Genomic DNA, 19362 nt, shown 5'->3' on the forward strand with positions numbered 1-19362 from the left:
CTTCGCTTTCGCGTTTCCCTTTCCGGCGAGTCCGACTCTATCAGATCCTTTCGGGCCTGATTCCCAGTCAGCGGGGTTTGCCTTCCCGGCTGTTGGGCCGTTCCGACGAGTGAGACTTTAGCGGAATCCTGGGCCCCGACGCTAATCGGGGTTGCGCTCCTTCGAACGCGGATTCCTCATTTCGCAAATGCGCACAGGAAGCCGAGTGACAGATGTCGTCGACCAGATGTGGTTGCTGCGGAATGGCTGTCCGGGGACCGACCAAAGTCGGCGCTCACGTCGGACAACTCGGAGAACGTTACGGATGTGGGCGTGTCGTGTCAACCCCGGGCTGAACCGGGTTCGGGCGGAAGGCCAGGCGGTAGTCGCGGGGGCTGGTGGAGAGGTGGGTGGCGAAGTGCTGGCGCAGGAAGAGGCCGGGTAGCCGTCAGCCATTGCCGGAGGCGAGTTCGCGGCTGCGGTCGCGGGCGGCTTCGAGGGCGGCGATGAGGGCGGCTCGTACGCCGTGGTTCTCCAGCTCGCGGATGGCGCTGATGGTGGTGCCGGCCGGGCTGGTGACGGCTTCGCGGAGCTTGACCGGGTGTTCGCCGCTGTCGCGGAGCATCACGGCGGCGCCGATGGCGGCCTGGACAATCAGGTCGTGGGCCTGTGCGCGGGGCAGGCCGAGGAGGATGCCCGCGTCGGTCATCGCCTCGACGAGGAAGTAGAAGTACGCGGGGCCGGAGCCGGAGAGGGCGGTCGCCGCGTCCTGCTGCGACTCGGGGACGCGCAGGGTCTTGCCGACACCGCCGAAGATCGCCTCGGCGGCGGCGAGGTGTTCGGTGGTGGCATGGCTGCCTGCGGAGATGACGGACATGCCTTCGTCGACCAGGACGGGAGTGTTCGGCATGACGCGTACGACCGGGGTGTTCGCGGTGAGGCGCTCCTCGATGAAGGCGGTCGTGATGCCTGCGGCGGCGCTGATGACCAGGCGGTTGGCGCTGACGTGCTCGGCGAGCTCGTCGAGGAGCCGGGCCATGTCCTGGGGCTTGACCGCGAGGATGAGGATGTCGGCGCGCTTGGCTGCCTCGGCGTTGGTGACGGAGTCGACGCCGTAGCGGCTGTGGAGTTCCTCGGCACGCTCGGAGCGGCGGGTGGTGACCAGCAGCTTCGCCGGGCGCCAGCCTGCCCGGATCATGCCGCTGAGCAGGGCCTCACCGATCTTTCCGGTGCCGAGGACTGCAACTGTCTGGGTCATGTGGTTCACCCTCCGGGCGGTGCTCGCGGTACTCGCGGTTCTCGGTACGTCGTGCTGACGGCCCTCGTGTTCGTCATCCTCGCACCGGGGCCGGTCAGGCGGTACGTCGGCGGAGCGTGGCCGCGCCGAGGGTGAGGACGAGGAGGGCGCAGCCCGCGACGACCAGGACATCGCGGACGAAGTCGCCGGTGATGTCGGTGTGGTGGAGGACCTCGTTCATGCCGTCGACGGCGTACGACATGGGCAGGACGTTCGAGATGGCTTCGAGGACGGGCGCCATCCGGTCGCGTGCGATGAAGAGTCCACAGAGCAGGAGCTGCGGGAAGATCACGGCCGGCATGAACTGGACGGCCTGGAACTCGGATGCGGCGAACGCGGAGACGAAAAGGCCCAGTGCCGTGCCGAGCAGGGCGTCGAGCAGGGCGACGAGGAGCAGCAGCCACGGGGAGCCGGTGACGTCCAGGCCGAGTGCCCAGACCGAGAGTGCGGTGGCCAGGAGGGACTGGACGATCGCGACGGCGCCGAAGGCGAGGGCGTAGCCGCCGATCAGGTCGCCCTTGCCGAGCGGCATGGCGAGGAGACGTTCGAGGGTGCCCGAGGTGCGTTCGCGCAGGGTGGCGATCGAGGTCACCAGGAACATCGTGATCAGCGGGAAGATGCCGAGGAGCGAGGCACCGATGGCGTCGAAGGTGCGGGGACTGCCGTCGAACACGTACCGGAGCAGCGTGATCATCACGACCGGGATCAGGAGGAGCAGTGCGACGGTGCGGGGGTCGTGGGTCAGCTGGCGCAGGATGCGGGCGGCGGTGGCGAGCACGCGGGCGGGGCTCAGGGGTGGTGCGGCGGGGGCGGGCGGAGCCGGGGGCTGCGGGTGCGGGGTGCTCATCGGGCGGTCTCCTGTCGGGTGGCGGCTTCGTCGACCAGGTGGAGGAATGCCTCTTCGACGGTGGCGGCGTGGGCGGCGGTGCGCAGAGCCTCGGGGGTGTCGTCGGCGAGGATCTCGCCCTCGCGCATGAGGAGCAGGCGGTGGCAGCGCTCGGCCTCGTCCATGACGTGGGAGGAGACGAGGAGTGTGGTGCCGCGGTCGGCGGCGAGAGTGTGGAAGAGGTTCCACAGGTCGCGACGGAGTGCCGGGTCCAGGCCGACGGTCGGTTCGTCGAGGACCAGGAGTTCGGGGGTGCCGAGCAGGGCCACGGCGAGGGAGACACGGGTGAGCTCGCCGCCGGAGAGGGCGCCGGCGAGGGCGTCGGCGTGGCTGGTCAGGTCGACCTCGGCGGTCGCGCGTGTGACGGCGGCGCGGCGGGCGTCCCGGTGCCGGCGGCCCGGCTGGAGGATCGCCGCGAAGTAGTCGAGGTTCTGCCGGACGGTCAGGTCGGTGTAGACGGAAGGAGCCTGGGTGACGTACCCGATGCGCGGGCGGAGGGTGGGGTGGCCCGCGGGGGTGCCGAACACGTCGAGGGTGCCGGTGACCTTGGCCTGGGTGCCTACGACGGCACGCATCAGGGTGGATTTGCCGCAGCCGGAGGGGCCCAGGAGGCCGGTGATCCTGCCGGGTTCGACGGTGAAGTCGAGGTCGCGGAGGACGGTGCGGTTGCCTCGTACGACGGTGAGGCCGCGGGCCTCGATGGCGACACCCGGAGAATTCATCATGTGATGAATTTTGATCCTGGCGATGTCTGCCCGTCAAGGGCGCGGCGCGGTCCGGCCTGCGGGGCGGTGGGGGGTCTGAGCGGTGGGGGTCTGAGCAGTGGGGGTCTGCGCGTGGGGGTCTGCGCGGTGGGGGTCTGCGCGTGGGGGTCTGCGCGGTGGGGGTCTGGGCAGTGCGGCGCGGGGCGTGGTGTGGGCGCAGGCGGTTGGGGGCGTGATCGGACGGGGGCATTCCACCTCTTTGCGCTTCCGTAGCCGCCATTCGGTTTCCCGATCCCGGCCGGGCGTTCAACTCCCGTAAAGGACAATGAATTTCACCGTCCCTCGGTACCCATGCATCTCCCTATCCATGACGTGTCCGTCAGTCGATGGAGGTGCTTCCCGTGCGTGGTTCTCCGAATCGCCCGAGCTTTCGACCCTTTCCGATCTCGCCTGCCGACTTCGCCGCTTCGCTCGTCGTCTTCCTGGTCGCCCTGCCGCTGTGCGTGGGGGTGGCCGTCGCCTCCGGGGTGCCGGCCGAGCTGGGGCTGATCACCGGGATAGTCGGCGGGCTCGTCGCGGGCCTGCTCCCGGGCAGCAGTCTGCAGGTCAGCGGGCCTGCCGCCGGGCTGACCGTGCTCGTGTACGAGGCGGTGCACAGCTACGGGGTCGGCGCCCTCGGGGTGCTGGTGCTGGCCGCCGGGCTGGTGCAGGTGGGACTGGGGGTGCTGCGGCTCGGGCAGTGGTTCCGGGCCGTGTCCGTCGCCGTGGTGCAGGGGATGCTCGCCGGGATCGGCCTGGTGCTGGTCGTGGGGCAGCTGTACGTGCTCGCCGATGCGGCGGCGCCCGGGTCCATGGGGCAGAAGCTCGGTGGGCTGCCGCGGCTGGTGCTCGGTACGGGAGTGACGGGCAGCGCGGTCGCCGTCGGGGCCGGGGCACTGCTCGTGCTCATGCTGTGGCCGAAGTGGCGGCGGGCGGCCCGCGTGGTGCCCGCGCCCCTGGTGGCGGTGGGACTGGCGTCCGGGGCGACCTGGCTGTTCGATCTGCCCGTGCGGCGGGTCGCGGTGAGTGGGCTGCTGGATGCCGTACGGCATCCGGGGCCCGGGGAATGGGTACGGCTCATGGAAGTGGGCGTCATCGGCACCGTCCTCGCTTTCGCGCTGATCGCCTCGGCCGAATCACTGTTCAGCGCGGCCGCCGTGGACCGGTTGCATGACGGGAAGCGGACGGACTACGACAAGGAGCTGATCGCACAGGGGGCGGGTAACACGGTGTGCGGGCTGCTCGGCTCGCTGCCGATGACCGCGGTGATCGTGCGCAGCTCGGCCAATGTCCGGGCGGGGGCGAGGACGAAGGCGTCGCGGGTGCTGCACGGGGTGTGGCTGTTGGTCTTCGCGGCGGCGCTGCCGAGCGCGCTCGGAGTGATTCCGGTGGCGGCGCTGGCGGCGGTGCTGCTGCATGCGGGCTTCAAGCTCGTGCCCGTACGGGCGTTGGTCCTGCTGTGGCGTGAGCATCGCGGGGAGGCGGTCGTGCTGGCAGTGACGGCGGGGACGATCGTGGCGACAAGTCTTTTCGAGGGGGTGCTGGTGGGGCTGCTGCTGGCCGTGGCCAAGACCGCCTGGGACATCAGCCATGTGCACATCGAGACGGACGAGGGGGGCGGCGACGGGGTGTTGCGGGTACGGATCGCGGGCCACGCCACATTCCTGCGGCTGCCGAAGCTGCTGGACGCACTGGACGACCTGCCGCGCGACCGGGCCGTGGTGCTGGACCTGAGCGGGCTGCACCACACCGACCACGCGTGCGCCGCGGCCTTGGAGAGCTGGGCCGCGGAGCGGGAGGCCCGCGAGGCGCGCTAGGCGCTCCGGCGCGCGGTCAGGGGCGCGACGGGGGTGGGGCCGGGGCCGAGCCCGGGCGGATCGCCACGCTCAGGTCGACTACGTAACTCTCCTCGACCGTGCCGTCCGGGAAGAGCTCCGCGAGCCGGTCGCGCTCCTCGGTGAGGAATCGGTGCGTGGGTTCCTCACCGAGGACGAGGAAGGCGGAGTGGCTGCCGAGGTTGGCGAGGTGGGTGTCGAGGGACACCCGTCGGGTCCAGGGCACCGCGCGGTGTACGAAGCCGAGCTCGGACGGCAGATCGCGGGAGCGGACGGGCGAGCCGTGGGCGCTTTCGTCGGCACCGAGGGCACCGAAGAAGCAGCTGCGCGGTCGAAGGAGAGGGCGCGGGGTGGGGCCGGGGTGGTGGGCGAGGGGGTGCGTGACCGGGAATCGGCGGTGGAAGGAGGCGTGGGGCCATCGTGGCCCGCGCGGGGGGCTTGCGCTGGTGCTCGCGGGATTTGGCCCGCGCTCGCGGGGCCCTACTTGCGCTTGGGTCGCTTTGTCTTGGTCGCCTTGCGGGCCGCCGGGTTTCCGGTGCGGGCCGAGCGGCGCTTCGTGTAGCGGGCCAGAGCCGTCTCGTACTCCGTGCGGCGCAGCTGCTCGCCCGGTGCCTCCTTGAACGTACGGAGGAAGTACGCGATCAGCGAGCCGACGAAGCCGATCGCCTTGAGACCGCGCAGATTGGCCTCGCGCGCCGGATCGGCCGGGCGGCGGCTGAAGCCTTCCCATGTCTTACGGAAGGCGATGGCGCTGCAGATGGCGAACATCAGGACGATCAGGATGCCGATGAGGTTGCCGACGCCGGCGATCTCCAGTCCTTGGAAGGCGAGGCGGAGTACGAAGCAGGCGGCGACCGCGGCGGCGAGGGAGCCGACCGTCGCCCCGGCACGTCGCAGCCCGTAGCCCCCGTCGTGGTCGACCCAGGTCGTACCGAAGAAGAGCAGGGGCTCGGGCTGCGGGCCGGGCGTGGTGGAGCCGGGCGGAGTGCTGCCTGGCGTGGTGCCGGCGCCGGGGGCTTCGCTGTTCTCGCTCACGAGGTCGATTATCCCCGGGCGCTTGCGGCCCCCGTCCCGGTCCGCACCCCCGTCGCGGTCGCAGACCCCGTCGCGGTCCGCACCCCCGTCGCCGTCGCGGACCCCGTCGCCGTCGCGGACCCCGTCGCCGTGGTCCCGGTCAGTCGCAGCGCGGTGCGATGTAGCCGTCGCTGCCCGTGTGGACATAGGCATCCGCCACGAACTGCCCGTTGGCGATGTTGTCCCAGAGGTTCGAAGTGCCGTACGGGCCGGTGACCCGCTCCCCCGGCTTCTGGCAGTAGACCGGAACCCTCATCCCGTACGGCAGTGTCCTGACGATGCTGTACTGGGTACCCGGTCCCGTGCGGACGTTGACGCGGTAGCCGGGCGCGATGGGATACGTGACGACGTCGGCGGTCGCGGCGAGCGTCCCGGCGTCCTCGGTGATGTCGGTGGCTTCGGTCGTGGTCTCGGTGTGCTCATCCATGGCCATGAGGCCTCCCCCGTTGAGAGACGGTGTGTACGACGCGCAGGCTACAAGCCCCGTCCGTATCGCACACACCATCGACTAGGCTCCGTGCGTCGCGCTAGCGGACGAACACACGGGGGTGGGCGATGCCGCCGCTGCGAGGTACCGGAGCCAATCCGGAAGCGGAGCATCCGGAGTACGCCGGGCAGTACCGTCTTGAGGCACGCCTCGGCGCGGGCGGCATGGGTGTCGTGCACCTGGCGCGCTCCGCCTCCGGGCTGCAGCTCGCGGTCAAGGTGGTGCACCAGCAGTACGCGGCGGACCCGGAGTTCAGGGCGCGTTTCCGGCAGGAGGTCGGGGCCGCGCGTCGGGTCAGCGGCGCCTTCACGGCACCGGTCGTCGATGCCGATCCGGACGCCGCACGCCCGTGGATGGCCACGCTGTACGTGCCCGGTCCCACGCTCGCCGACCAGGTGAAGCGGAACGGGCCGATGGCTCCCGCCGAATTGCGCAGGCTGACGGCGGGACTTGCCGAGGCATTGCGCGACATCCACCGGGCCGGTGTGATCCACCGTGACCTCAAGCCGAGCAATGTGCTGCTCGCCGACTCCGGGCCCAAGGTCATCGACTTCGGGATCTCCCGGCCGTACGACAGCGATCTGCGCACCGAGACGGGCAAGTTGATCGGCTCGCCGCCGTACATGGCACCCGAGCAGTTCCAGCGGCCGCGTGAGGTCGGGCCCGCCGCGGATGTGTTCGCCCTGGGGGCGGTACTCGTCCATGCGGCGACCGGCCGGGGGCCCTTCGATTCGGACAGCCCGTACATCGTGGCCTACCAGGTGGTGCACGACGAGGCCGATCTGGCGGGCGTGCCGACGGATCTGGCCCCGCTGATCGGGCAGTGCCTGGCGAAGGACCCGGCCGAGCGGCCCACTCCCGACGAGGTCATGGCAGCGCTGCGCCCTCCCTCGTACGACGCCGCCGCGTTCATACCGTCGCAGCGACGACCGTCGGCGGCTGCCGAAGCCGTGGCAGCGGTGTCGGGCCCGGTGCCGGGGACCGTGTCGGGGACGGACGCGGACACGCATGTGGGCGCGGGTGCGGCGGCGCGCGGCAGGAAGACGGCCGCGACCGGCGGCGGCAAGCGCCGGTGGCTGGCAGCCGCTGCAGCGCTGGTCGTCATCGGTGCCGGTGGGATGTGGGCAGCCGGTGTGGTGGGCGACTCGGACGGGTCGGGTGGCTCAGGTGAGTCAGGGGCGTCGAGCGGGGACACGGGCTCGGCTGCGGAATTCGTACCGTGGCAGACGCCGTTGCAGACCGTCCGCGGTTCGACGCCGGTCTGTTCCCCGGCGGGCCGCGCCGGAGAGGAGTCGTCCGGCCGGTCCGCGGGTCTGTACTGCGCGGCGGGCGGTGTCGGTGCGGCCCGCTTGGACCCCGTGGACGGCCGGGTGCTGTGGTCCCGGCGCACCGCCGGGGACACCTCGGCCGTCGGTGTGGTGTCGCTCTCCGGCGGTCTGCTGCACACGGCGGTGCCGGGCGGGAAGCTCCGGGCGTACGACCCCGACAGGGGCGAACAGGTCTGGCACGCGGACCTCGCCCCGTACGTCGGCACCCCCTTCGCCGCAGGTGACGCGCTGCTGCTGGTCGCCGAGGACGGCACGACCGAAGCTCTCGACTCCGCGACCGGCGTGTCCCTCTGGCGGCAGTCGCTCGCCGGGCACCAGCGCCCGGACTACGCGCTGTACGACGACGCGACGGGACTGGCCTACGCGTTCGAGCACTCGGCCTACGGGTCCACCACTCTGGTCACGGCCGTCGACGCGACGACGGGACACACGGCGTGGCAACAACGGCTCGACGGAATGCTCACCCCGGTGGGGGCCTCGGACGGCGCACTCGTCCTGACGTCCATGAACGGGAACGCGCAGACCGTCGGGCTCGTCCACTACGACCCGGCCGACAGGAGCGTCACGCCGGTGGCGCTGCCGTTCCGGATGAACGCACCGGAGGTCGTGGTGGGCGGGGACACCGCCTATCTGCTGGAGCGCGGCGGAAGACTGCTGGCCGTCGGTGTCCGTCCAAACGGCGGGAAAGCCGAACGGTGGAGTCTGGAGACGGCCGTCGGGCTGACTTCCGCGCCCGTCCTGGGAGAGGGGAACCGTCTGTTCTTCTCGGCGGCCGACGGACGGCTGCTGGCCGTCGACACGGAGCACGGAACGCTGCTCGGGCAGACACGCCCACGGCTGACGGCGGGGAAGCTCAGCCACGCCTCGTCCCTGCCCGCGCCCGTCGTCCTCGGCGGGACTGTGTGCGCGACCGCCCCGGACGGTTCCGTATTCGCGGTGGACGGGCGGGATCCGGCCGGCTGGTGACGCACCGGCAGTGATCCCCACTTCGCCCGGGCCGGTCGTCAGCCGAGCTTGGACACGTCCCGCACCGCGCCCCGGTCCGCGCTCGTCGCCATCGCCGCGTACGCGCGCAGCGCCGCGCTGACCTTGCGGTCGCGGTTCTTCGGCGCGTACACGCCGTTCAGCGCATCTCGCCGGATGGTCAGCTCGGCCTCGGGGACGAGGAGCTCGATCGAACGGTTCGGGATGTCGATCCTGATCCGGTCGCCGTCCTCGACGAGCGCGATCGTGCCGCCTGATGCGGCCTCCGGCGACGCGTGGCCGATGGACAGGCCCGACGTGCCTCCGGAAAAGCGGCCGTCGGTCACGAGGGCGCAGCTCTTGCCGAGGCCGCGGCCCTTGAGGAAGGACGTGGGGTAGAGCATCTCCTGCATGCCGGGACCACCGCGCGGGCCCTCGTAACGGATGACGACGACGTCGCCCTCCTTGATCTCCTTGCGGAGGATCTTGTCGACGGCCTCCTCCTGCGACTCGCAGACGACCGCCGGGCCCTCGAAGGTCCAGATCGACTCGTCGACGCCCGCCGTCTTCACGACACAGCCGTCCACGGCGAGATTCCCCTTGAGGACCGCGAGACCGCCGTCCTTGGAGTACGCGTGCGCCATGTCGCGGATGCAGCCGCCCGCCGCGTCCAGGTCGAGGGTCTCCCAGCGCTCGGACTGGGAGAAGGCCGTCGCGGAACGGACGCATCCGGGGGCCGCGTGCCACAGCTCGACGGCCTCGGGGGACGGGGAGCCGCCTCGGACGTCCCAGTTCTTCAGCCACTCGCCGAGGGTGGCGGAGTGGACCGAGTGCACGTCCTCGTTCAGCAGGCCGCCGCGGTGCAGCTCGCCGAGGATGGCGGGGATGCCGCCGGCCCGGTGCACGTCCTCCATGTAGTACGTGCCGCCGGGGGCCACGTTGGGGGCCACCTTCGACAGGCAGGGGACGCGGCGCGAGACCTCGTTGATGTCGTCCAGGCCGTAGGAGAGCTCGGCCTCCTGCGCTGCGGCGAGCAGGTGCAGGATCGTGTTGGTCGAGCCGCCCATGGCGATGTCGAGCGCCATGGCGTTGTCGAACGCGGCACGGGTGCCGATGGAGCGGGGCAGGACCGTCGCGTCGTCCTGCTCGTAGTAGCGCCTGGTGATCTCGACGACCGTGCGGCCGGCCTCCTCGTACAGCGCCTTGCGGGCGGTGTGCGTGGCGAGGACGGAACCGTTGCCGGGGAGGGAGAGGCCGAGGACCTCGGTCAGACAGTTCATCGAGTTGGCGGTGAACATGCCGGAACAGCTGCCGCAGGTGGGGCAGGCGTTCTCCTCGATACGGAGGATGTCCTCGTCCGAGACGCTCTCGTTGACGGCGTCGCTGATCGCGTTGATCAGGTCGAGCTTGCGGACCGTGCCGTCGACGAGGGTGGCCTTGCCGGCCTCCATCGGGCCGCCGGAGACGAAGACCGTCGGGATGTTGAGGCGCATCGCGGCCATCAGCATGCCGGGCGTGATCTTGTCGCAGTTGGAGATGCAGATCAGCGCATCCGCGCAGTGCGCCTCGACCATGTACTCGACGGAGTCGGCGATCAGGTCGCGGGAGGGGAGGCTGTACAGCATCCCTGCGTGGCCCATCGCGATGCCGTCGTCGACGGCGATGGTGTTGAACTCGCGCGGCACGGCACCTGCGGCCTTGATGGCGTCGGAGACGATCCGGCCCACGGGAGCCAGGTGGGTGTGGCCGGGGACGAACTCGGTGAAGGAGTTGGCGACCGCGATGATCGGCTTGCCGATGTCCTCGCTCGCTACGCCCGAGGCCCGCATAAGAGCGCGGGCGCCCGCCATGTTGCGGCCGTGGGTGACAGTGCGGGACCTCAGCTGGGGCATCGTCTCTCGCTCCTTCGACGTAAAAGACTGTCTCCGAGCGTACGCCTCCGACTCCAAGATCTGGACACGATGTCCGGTATGCGGGATGAGGTTCGGTGGATGGGCGGGGGTGGGGGCCGTTGAGCGGGGGCCATTGAGCGGGGGCCATTGAGCGGACTGGGGCAGCCGGAGGGCGGGATCGCTTAGGCCGGTTCCGTCAGATAGCGCTGCAGCGTCGGCGCCACCATCTCGATGATCTTCTCGGGGGATACCGAGGCCAGGGGTTCCGCCCGGATGACGTAGCGCAGTATCGCGATCCCGAGCATGTGCGAGGCGGCCAGTTCCGCACGGAACGTCGCGTCCGGTACGTCCAGTGCCTCCGCGACGCGTTCCAGGAGGCGGCGCAGGACGAAGCCGCGAAGGACCTTCGCCGCTGCCTCGTGCGTGAGCGCGGACCGCATGATCGCCAGCAAGGGGGCCCTGGACGCCGGGTTCTCCCATACGGCGATGAAGTAGCGGGCCAGCCGCTCCCCCAGGCCGTCCGTGCCGCCGTCGAGGATGGCCGGGATCACCAGGGCCGGCTCGAAGGAGAGCTCGATGGCGGCGGCGAAGACCTCGTCCTTCGTGCCGAAGTAGTGGTGGACCAGGGCGGAGTCGACGCCTGCCGCCTTGGCGATGCCCCGGATCGACGTCCTGTCGTAGCCGCGCTCCGCGAATGCGGTGCGGGCCGCCTCCAGGATGCGGGTGCGGGCGTCGGGGCCGGTGGTCTCGGCCTTGTGGGAGGGGCGGCCGCGGCGCTTGGGAGCGGGACCCGTGGGGTCGGTATGGCCACCGGTCATGGGCGCGGCACCTCGGCCGAGGACGACGCCAGGTGGAGCCGGGTGAAGGCCAGCGCCTCCGCCAGGTCGGCCTCGCGTTCGGCGGTGGACATGGCGCGGCGGGTGTTGACCTCGATGACGACATGGCCGTCGAAGCCGGTACGGGCCAGGTGCTCCAGGAGTTCGGCACAGGGCTGGTCGCCGCGGCCGGGCACCAGGTGCTCGTCCTTGTTGGAGCCCTTGCCGTCGGCCAGATGGATGTGGGCGAGCCGGTCGCCCATCCGGCCGACCATCGCCATGCTGTCCGTGCGGGCCGTCGCGGTGTGCGAGAGGTCCACGGTGAAGTGGCGGTAGTCGCTGTTGGTGACGTCCCAGTCGGGGGCGTACGCGAGCATCTCACGGTCCCGGTAGCGCCAGGGGTACATGTTCTCGACGGCGAACCGCACATCGGTCTCGTCCGCCATGCGCCAGATCCCGGTGACGAAGTCGCGCGCGTAGTTGCGCTGCCAACGGAACGGCGGGTGGACGACGACGGTCGTCGCCCCGAGCTTCTCCGCGGCGGCACGGGCCCGCTGGAGCTTCACCCACGGATCGGTGGACCAGACGCGCTGCGTGATCAGCAGACAGGGCGCGTGGACGGCCAGGATCGGCACCTGGTGGTAGTCCGAGAGCCGTCGCAGTGCCTCGATGTCCTGGCTGACGGGGTCGGTCCACACCATGACCTCGACACCGTCGTAACCAAGACGCGCGGCGATCTCGAAGGCCGTCGACGTCGACTCCGGGTAAACGGAAGCCGTAGACAGGGCGACCTTCGCATCCGGGATGCGCACCACTGGTTCTGCCACTGGGACAGCGTACGGGCAGTGTGACGCCACACCGAGAGACCCGGGCGGAAAGTGAGGAGGGCCATGGCGGACTTCCGGCCACCTCCGCGGCGCTGAGGGCCGACGCGGCCACCCCCACGACGCGCTCAGCCCAACGCAGCCGCCCCTCCGGCGCTCAGCCCGACGCAGCCCCGCCCCCACGACGCTCAGCCCAACGCAGCCGCCCCGCCGGCGCTCAGCCCGACGCAGCCCCGCCCCCACGACGCTCAGCCCAACGCAGCCGCCCCGCCGGCGCTCAGCCCAACGCAGCCCGCTCCGCCGGCATGTGGTCCAGGCGGCGCAGGATGACGCCCTCGCGCAGCGCCCAGGGACAGATCTCCAGCTCCTCGACCCCGAACAGATCCATGGCCCCCTCCGCGACCAGCGCCCCGGCCAGCAGCTGCTGGGCCCGGCCCTCGGAGACCCCGGGCAGGTTGCTCCGTTGCTCGATGGTCATCGGCGCCAGCTTCGGAACCCACTCCTCCAGCGCCTTGCGGGTGAGGGCGCGCTGGACGTACAGGCCGTCGGTGGAGCGTGCGGCGCCCGCGATCCTGGCGAGCTGCTTGAAGGTCTTGGAGGTGCCGACGACATGGTCCGGGCGCCCGAGGCGGGTGAATTCCCCGACGCTCCTGGCGATCGTGGCCCGCACATGACGGCGCAGCGCCTTCGCCTCCGCCGGGTCCGGCGGATCGCCCGGCAGCCACCCGGTGGTGAGTCGGCCGGCCCCGAGCGGCAGCGACACCGCGGCGTCCGGCTCCTCGTCCATGCCGTACGCGATCTCCAGCGAGCCGCCCCCGATGTCGAGGACCAGCAGTCGCCCCGCCGACCAGCCGAACCAGCGGCGCGCCGCGAGGAAGGTGAGCCGGGCCTCCTCCGCACCGCTGAGGACGGTGAGGTCGATGCCTGTCTCGTCCCGCACCCGGGCCAGCACCTGATCGGCGTTGCTCGCTTCCCGCACCGCGGACGTGGCGAACGGCAGAACGTCCTCGCACCCCTTGTCCTCGGCGGCCTGGAGCGCGTCTGTGATCGTCGCCACGAGCCGGTCCACGCCGTCGGGGCCGATCGCCCCGTCGCCGTCGAGAAGTTCGGCCAGGCGCAGCTCCGCCTTGTGCGAGTGCGCGGGCAGTGGGCGGGCGCCGGGGTGCGCGTCCACCACCAGCAGATGCACTGTGTTCGAACCCACGTCGAGGACTCCGAGTCTCATACCCGGAACGCTACCGGGACCGCGGACTTACTCTTGGCGCGTGCCAAAGACGAAAAAGGCGAAGCCGGGCAAAATCACAAAGAAGCAGAAAACGAAGCAGGAGATGCAGCTGGAAGCGAACGGGCCGAACCGGTCCGAAGACGAGACGGGGATCGACTTCGCACGCGCCTGGGTCGAGTTCCCCGACCCCGCGGACGACGAACAGATCTTCCGTTGCGACCTGACCTGGCTCACCTCCAGGTGGACCTGCATCTTCGGCAGTGGCTGCCAGGGAATCCAGGCGGGCCGGGCGGACGACGGGTGCTGCACGCTGGGTGCGCACTTCTCGGACGAGGACGACGAGAAGCGGGTCGCGAGCCATGTCGAACGGCTGACTCCCGATCTGTGGCAGTTCCACGATGTCGGCACGGAGACCGGCTGGGTCGAGGTCGACGACGACGGGGAACGCCAGACGCGACGCTGGAAGGGTTCGTGCATCTTCCAGAACCGTCCCGGTTTCGCGGCGGGCGCGGGCTGCTCGCTGCACATTCTGGCGCTGCGGGAGGGCAAGGAGCCCCTGGAGACCAAGCCGGATGTCTGCTGGCAGCTGCCGATCCGGCGTACATACGACTGGATCGACCGGCCCGACGACACACGCGTGCTCCAGGTCTCGATCGGCGAGTACGACCGCAGGGGCTGGGGCCCCGGTGGTCACGATCTGCACTGGTGGTGCACATCGGCGACCTCGGCGCACGGGGCCGGGGAGCCGGTGTACGTGTCGTACCGCCCGGAACTCACCGAGCTGATGGGCAAGGAGGGGTACGAGCGGCTGGTCGAGCTGTGCGAGGAGCGCCTGTCCTCGCTGCTGCCGATGGCGCCGCACCCGGCGGATCCGGTCGATCCGGCGTGACCACGGGGCCTGACGGCTGAGAGCCTGTCGGGTGACCTCCGATCGGATAGCGGACGCGGTCTGGTGCGTGCGATTCCAAGGCGGAGGAGGGAGTCAACGCGAAGGGGGTCCCCCCCCATGCCTTCAAGGCTATGGGGGAGTTGGTGACTGACGACAACGCGGGAAGCGTGCGTGCCAGGGCGTGGCCGCCCGGTCGGAGGTCACCCGACAGGCTCTGAGGTGCCTTCCGGTGACCACGGGGCCTGACGACTGAGGTGCCTTCCGGTGGCTCGGCCGGTCATGTGGCGCGGGCTGTCACAGCACCGGCCCGACTGCCTCAGCGCGTCGATGTGGTGGTGCCCGTACCCGGGTCGGTCGGGGTCGTGGAGCCGGACGGGTCCGGGGACGACGTCGGATCGGTCGGGGACGGGTCCGACGGTGACGGCGTGGGGTCCGTCGGGTCAGGGGTCGGGTGTGTGGGATCCGGCGAGGATGAGGGCGGAACCGACGGTACGGACGGGCCCGAGGGGCCGGAGGGTGCGGGCGGACCCGAATGCCCTGGGCCGGCGGGCGCCGTCGCCCCGTAGCCCCGGATCGCCACGACCGAACCCGAAGGGGCGAGGGCGATGCGCGCGCTCCAGGGACGGGCGGGTTCCCGCCGCTGGACCACGAGGACACGGATCGTGATGCTCTCGCCCGCGGCAAGCGTGCCCGAGGAGCTGCTGAGGCGCAGCCAGGACACATCCGCGCGGGCCGACCAGGCGACGGGTGCGCGGCCCGACGCGGTCAGCCGGATCAGTGTCGTGCCGCCGGACGAGTGGGCATCGACGGTGAGCCCGCCGATGCCTCCCCGCGACGGGCCCGAGCTGATCACCTCGGCCGAGACGTCCGGGGTGCGGCCGTCCTTGAAGCGGGCACCGGGCTGGGGACGGGCGTTGCCCGCGTTCTCGTAGTGACCGTCCGGGGTGCCGTCGAAGTCGTGGCCTGCGTCCGTCTCGGTCGCGGTGACCGAGGAGCCGTCGTGGCCCTCGCCGGTCTGCGGTGCGCCGCGGTAGGCGGTCCACAGCGCGATCACCGGGGCGGCGACGACCGTTGCCACCACCGTCGTCGTCACGACCCTGGCCCGCAGCCGGTCCCGGCGCGCGGCGTGGTCCTTCGGGTCCATGGGGAAGCCCGCCCGGTCGAAGCGCGGGCCACCGGACCGGTTCCGCTGGGCGTGGACCATCGCGACGTACGCGGAGGGCCGTGGCGCCTCGACAACCGGCAGCGCGGCGGCCGGGGTGACACAAGCGCCCGGCCAGGGGCCCTCGGCGCCGACCCGCTCGGCGGCGCGACGGCAGCGGGGGCAGTCGTCGACATGGCGGACGAGTTCGCGGCGCAGGGTGGCGGAGAGCAGGACGCGGTGGTCGCCGGTGAGCCGGGCGATGGTGGGGCAGTTGCCCGTCTCCACGACGGCCAGGGCGGCGCGGGTGCGTTCCACTTCGCAGGCGGCGGCGGCCAGGAGCTCACGGGCGATCGCCGGTTCGAGGCCCAGGACGGAGGCGACGGCGCGCGGGGCGAGGCGGTGGCGTACGGCGAGTTCGAGCGCTTCGCGCTGTTCGGGGGTGGTGCCCGCGGCCTCGGGCCAGGCCAGCCGAGCGAGTTCACGGCGGTGAGCCTCGGCGGCGGCTTCGGATTCGGGGGCACGGGCGTTGCCGGCCGGGGCGCCGCCCGGAGTGAAGGGGGCCGGGGCAGCGGCCTTCACGACAACGGCAGGGGGCGTACGACGTCCCACGCGCGCCCCCTGGGTGGCCGTCCCGCTCGGCTGCTCGCCCGGAGGCCCGCCTCCCGCCCGCATCGCCTCCTGCTCGGCCGACTGTCTTCCCGACAGCTTCCCGGCCTTGTGGCGGTGTGCCGGACGGACCTGTCTCTGCTCGGCGAGCTTGCGCAGACACATCCATCTGGCCAGCGCGTAAAGCCAGGATTTACGTTCCTCCTCACCCGCCGGGCACCGGCCGTCCTGCCGTTCCGCGATCGCGAGCACACCGCCGAGCGCCTCGGTGGCGGCATCGTGGTCGCAGAGCACGGAGAGGCAGTAGGTGAACAGGCCGTCGAGATGCGGCTCGTAACGTGCGGGAAGCCGCCGCGGCGACGGCTGCGTCGAGGAGTGGGGCGCACGGCGCCGCGCCCGGTGTGCGCCGGTGGTGTGCATGGAGGGCTCCGGCCTGCTGCTCATCACCTGGCGACCGTAGGCAGCACGGAGCATGCCTATAGCGCCGCTTCAGCACATTTAATCCTTACGGGTGAACGTATCGCTCGAAAGGGAACAGGAGTCCTCGATTCGAACAGGAGTCCTGACTCATGGGGCAAGAATTCCTGAATCGGCCGGAAACGGCGGAACCGTTGCCGGGCGCGCACCCGCCGGGCTGTGCCGACCGACCGACCGACCGCGCCTGGCGGCGTTGTCGTACCCCACCTATACGGTTGCGCCATGGCTGCCCGTACGAAATCCGCGAAGGACCGGCCGTCCTACCGCTGCACCGAATGCGGCTGGACGACCGCCAAGTGGCTCGGCCGCTGCCCCGAATGCCAGGCATGGGGGACGGTCGAGGAGTTCGGCGGCGCCCCCGCCGTGCGGACCACCGCGGCCGGCCGGGTCAGCACCGCCGCGCTCCCCATCGGCCAGGTCGACAGCCGCCAGGCCACCGCCCGGTCGACCGGCGTCGGCGAGCTGGACCGGGTGCTCGGCGGCGGCCTCGTCCCGGGTGCCGTCGTGCTGCTCGCGGGCGAGCCGGGCGTCGGAAAGTCGACGCTGCTGCTGGACGTGGCCGCCAAGGCGGCGAGCGACGATCACCGCACGCTCTATGTCACCGCGGAGGAGTCCGCGAGCCAGGTGCGCCTGCGCGCCGACCGGATCCGCGCGATCAACGATCATCTGTATCTCGCCGCCGAGACCGACCTGTCCGCGGTGCTCGGCCATCTGGACGCCGTCAAGCCGTCGCTCCTCATCCTCGACTCCGTACAGACCGTCGCCTCGCCCGAGATCGACGGGGCGCCCGGCGGCATGGCCCAGGTCCGGGAGGTCGCCGGGGCCCTCATCCGGGCCTCCAAGGAGCGCGGCATGTCGACGCTCCTGGTCGGCCACGTCACCAAGGACGGGGCGATCGCGGGGCCGCGGCTGCTGGAGCATCTCGTCGATGTGGTGCTGTCCTTCGAGGGCGACCGCCATGCCCGCCTGCGGCTCGTGCGGGGCGTCAAGAACAGGTACGGCGCGACCGACGAGGTCGGCTGCTTCGAGCTGCACGACGAGGGCATCACCGGCCTCGCCGACCCGTCCGGACTCTTCCTCACCCGCCGCGACGAACCCGTGCCCGGCACCTGCCTGACCGTCACCCTGGAGGGCAAGCGGCCGCTCGTCGCCGAGGTACAGGCGCTGACGGTCGATTCCCAGATCCCCTCGCCCCGGCGCACCACCTCGGGTCTGGAGACGTCCCGGGTGTCGATGATGCTGGCCGTTCTGGAACAGCGCGGCCGGATCAGCTCGCTCGGCAAACGGGACATCTACAGCGCGACGGTCGGTGGCGTGAAGCTCTCCGAGCCCGCCGCGGACCTCGCGGTCGCGCTGGCGCTGGCCAGCGCGGCAAGCGACACACCACTGCCCAAGAACCTGGTGGCGATCGGCGAGGTGGGCCTCGCGGGCGAGGTCAGAAGGGTTACGGGAGTCCAGCGCAGGCTGGCCGAGGCGTACCGTCTGGGCTTCACGCACGCCCTCGTTCCGACCGACCCGGGGAGGGTACCGGCCGGTATGAAGGTCACAGAAGTCGGCAACATGGGCGATGCACTGAGTGTGCTCCCGCGGCGGTCTCGTGCACAGGCCCCACAGGAGGAGAACGCGCGCCGGTAGACTTTGCCCTGGTCTCGCCCGTCCGTACGAACGGCATGAGGGACGTAAGGGCACCGCAAACCTGTGACCGGAGGAGTGCAGTGGCAGCCAGCGACCGGGCAGCATCGCCCGGAAAGTCCGGCCAAGGCACCGGTAACGAGGCGCTGATGCGCGCCTCATTGAGCGCCGTCGCGCCCGGAACGGCGCTGCGGGACGGCCTGGAGCGCATTCTCCGTGGCAACACCGGCGGGCTGATCGTGCTCGGTATGGACAAGACCGTGGAGTCGATGTGCACGGGCGGCTTCGTGCTGGACGTGGAGTTCACCGCGACGCGCCTGCGTGAGCTTGCCAAGCTCGACGGGGCGCTGATCCTCGACAAGGACATGACCAAGATCCTGCGGGCCGGTGTGCAGCTGGTGCCGGACGCCTCCATCCCCACCGAGGAGACCGGCACCCGCCACCGCACGGCGGACCGGGTCTCCAGGCAGTGCAACTTCCCGGTCGTCTCCGTCTCGCAGTCGATGCGTCTGATCGCGCTGTACGTGGACGGGGAGCGGCGGGTCCTGGAGGAGTCCGCCGCGATCCTCTCCCGCGCCAATCAGGCACTCGCCACCCTGGAGCGGTACAAGCTCCGGCTCGACGAGGTCGCGGGCACGCTCTCCGCGCTGGAGATCGAGGACCTGGTGACGGTCCGGGATGTGACGGCCGTGGCACAGCGGCTGGAGATGGTCCGCCGGATCGCGACCGAGATCGCGGAGTACGTGGTGGAGCTGGGCACCGACGGCCGGCTTCTCTCCCTCCAGCTCGACGAGTTGATCGCGGGCGTCGAGCCGGAGCGTGAGCTGGTCGTGCGCGACTATGTGCCGGAGCCGACCGCGAAGCGGTCCCGTACCGTCGGCCAGGCGCTGACCGAACTCGACGCGCTCTCCCACACCGAACTGCTCGAACTCCCGGTCGTGGCAAGGGCGCTGGGGTACAGCGGCTCGCCGGAGACGCTGGATTCGGCGGTCTCGCCGCGCGGCTTCCGGTTGCTGGCGAAGGTCCCGCGGCTGCCCGGGGCGATCATCGACCGGCTGGTGGAGCACTTCGGCGGTCTGCAGAAGCTTCTCGCCGCCAGCGTGGACGACCTCCAGACGGTGGACGGGGTCGGCGAGGCGCGGGCGCGGAGCGTGCGCGAGGGACTGTCGCGGCTGGCCGAGTCGTCGATCCTTGAACGGTACGTCTAGCGGGACGCGCAGAAAGACGGTCGGGGCCCGGGAGACCGGGCCCCGAAGTGTTTCGAGG

Annotated in this window: 16 protein-coding genes; 5 read left to right on the forward strand and 11 right to left on the reverse strand. The window is 71.1% G+C overall.

Annotated elements, in window-relative coordinates:
- Positions 1-427 precede the first annotated feature (427 nt).
- The 3 genes from proC to ACZ3IC_RS14615 all read right to left on the reverse strand — a co-directional run bounded on the left by proC (position 428) and on the right by ACZ3IC_RS14615 (position 2887).
- Complete coding sequence (gene proC, locus ACZ3IC_RS14605; protein WP_467416114.1) at positions 428-1237, reverse strand: pyrroline-5-carboxylate reductase; 810 nt, start codon at positions 1235-1237, stop codon at positions 428-430.
- 94 nt (positions 1238-1331) lie between these two features.
- Positions 1332-2123 (reverse strand): ABC transporter permease, encoded by a 792-nt coding sequence (locus tag ACZ3IC_RS14610; protein WP_467416115.1) that lies wholly within the window; start codon positions 2121-2123, stop codon positions 1332-1334.
- Entirely contained in the window at positions 2120-2887 is a 768-nt protein-coding gene (locus ACZ3IC_RS14615; RefSeq protein ID WP_467416118.1) for an ABC transporter ATP-binding protein, read from the reverse strand. The genes ACZ3IC_RS14610 and ACZ3IC_RS14615 overlap by 4 nt, the downstream gene beginning before the upstream one ends.
- Before the next feature lie 365 nt (positions 2888-3252).
- Between ACZ3IC_RS14615 and ACZ3IC_RS14620 the strand changes: the two genes are divergently transcribed.
- Positions 3253-4722 (forward strand): SulP family inorganic anion transporter, encoded by a 1470-nt coding sequence (locus ACZ3IC_RS14620; protein WP_467416121.1) that lies wholly within the window; start codon positions 3253-3255, stop codon positions 4720-4722.
- Positions 4723-4738: 16 nt separating this feature from the next.
- On the opposite strand, the gene ACZ3IC_RS14625 is transcribed toward ACZ3IC_RS14620, so the two are convergent.
- The 3 genes from ACZ3IC_RS14625 to ACZ3IC_RS14635 all read right to left on the reverse strand — a co-directional run bounded on the left by ACZ3IC_RS14625 (position 4739) and on the right by ACZ3IC_RS14635 (position 6247).
- Positions 4739-4948, reverse strand: coding sequence for a hypothetical protein (locus ACZ3IC_RS14625; RefSeq protein WP_467416122.1), 210 nt, complete (start codon positions 4946-4948; stop codon positions 4739-4741).
- 272 nt (positions 4949-5220) lie between these two features.
- Positions 5221-5775: a hypothetical protein gene (locus ACZ3IC_RS14630; RefSeq protein WP_467416125.1), complete on the reverse strand. Its 555-nt coding sequence runs from the start codon at positions 5773-5775 to the stop codon at positions 5221-5223.
- Between the two features lie 139 nt (positions 5776-5914).
- Complete coding sequence (locus tag ACZ3IC_RS14635) at positions 5915-6247, reverse strand: SH3 domain-containing protein (protein ID WP_467416126.1); 333 nt, start codon at positions 6245-6247, stop codon at positions 5915-5917.
- Positions 6248-6369: 122 nt separating this feature from the next.
- Here ACZ3IC_RS14635 and ACZ3IC_RS14640 point away from each other — a divergent pair, with 122 nt between their 5' ends.
- A complete protein-coding gene (locus ACZ3IC_RS14640) occupies positions 6370-8595 on the forward strand; it encodes a protein kinase domain-containing protein (protein ID WP_467416127.1) in 2226 nt (741 codons plus the stop codon).
- Between the two features lie 38 nt (positions 8596-8633).
- On the opposite strand, the gene ilvD is transcribed toward ACZ3IC_RS14640, so the two are convergent.
- The 4 genes from ilvD to ACZ3IC_RS14660 all read right to left on the reverse strand — a co-directional run bounded on the left by ilvD (position 8634) and on the right by ACZ3IC_RS14660 (position 13348).
- The gene (gene ilvD, locus ACZ3IC_RS14645) at positions 8634-10484 is read right to left on the reverse strand and encodes a dihydroxy-acid dehydratase (RefSeq protein WP_467416128.1); all 1851 of its coding nucleotides are present in this window, start codon (positions 10482-10484) and stop codon (positions 8634-8636) included.
- Positions 10485-10666: 182 nt separating this feature from the next.
- The gene (locus ACZ3IC_RS14650) at positions 10667-11302 is read right to left on the reverse strand and encodes a TetR/AcrR family transcriptional regulator (RefSeq protein WP_467416131.1); all 636 of its coding nucleotides are present in this window, start codon (positions 11300-11302) and stop codon (positions 10667-10669) included.
- On the reverse strand, positions 11299-12126 hold the full coding sequence (locus ACZ3IC_RS14655; protein WP_467416132.1) for a sugar phosphate isomerase/epimerase family protein: 828 nt from the start codon (positions 12124-12126) through the stop codon (positions 11299-11301). The genes ACZ3IC_RS14650 and ACZ3IC_RS14655 overlap by 4 nt, the downstream gene beginning before the upstream one ends.
- Before the next feature lie 274 nt (positions 12127-12400).
- Positions 12401-13348: a Ppx/GppA family phosphatase gene (locus ACZ3IC_RS14660; RefSeq protein ID WP_467416135.1), complete on the reverse strand. Its 948-nt coding sequence runs from the start codon at positions 13346-13348 to the stop codon at positions 12401-12403.
- A 40-nt stretch (positions 13349-13388) separates the two neighbouring features.
- On the opposite strand from ACZ3IC_RS14660, the gene ACZ3IC_RS14665 reads away from it, so the two are divergent.
- Positions 13389-14237, forward strand: a complete 849-nt coding sequence (locus ACZ3IC_RS14665) for a DUF3109 family protein (protein ID WP_467416136.1) — start codon at positions 13389-13391, stop codon at positions 14235-14237.
- A gap of 316 nt (positions 14238-14553) precedes the next feature.
- Here ACZ3IC_RS14665 and ACZ3IC_RS14670 read toward each other — a convergent pair whose 3' ends face one another.
- A complete protein-coding gene (locus tag ACZ3IC_RS14670) occupies positions 14554-16431 on the reverse strand; it encodes a BACON domain-containing protein (RefSeq protein ID WP_467416138.1) in 1878 nt (625 codons plus the stop codon).
- Between the two features lie 255 nt (positions 16432-16686).
- On the opposite strand from ACZ3IC_RS14670, the gene radA reads away from it, so the two are divergent.
- Positions 16687-18099: a DNA repair protein RadA gene (gene radA / locus ACZ3IC_RS14675; RefSeq protein ID WP_467416140.1), complete on the forward strand. Its 1413-nt coding sequence runs from the start codon at positions 16687-16689 to the stop codon at positions 18097-18099.
- Positions 18100-18179: 80 nt separating this feature from the next.
- Entirely contained in the window at positions 18180-19304 is a 1125-nt protein-coding gene (disA, locus tag ACZ3IC_RS14680) for a DNA integrity scanning diadenylate cyclase DisA (RefSeq protein ID WP_467416142.1), read from the forward strand.
- The last annotated feature ends 58 nt before the right edge of the window (positions 19305-19362 follow it).

This window comes from Streptomyces sp. NPDC002958 (assembly GCF_055563255.1).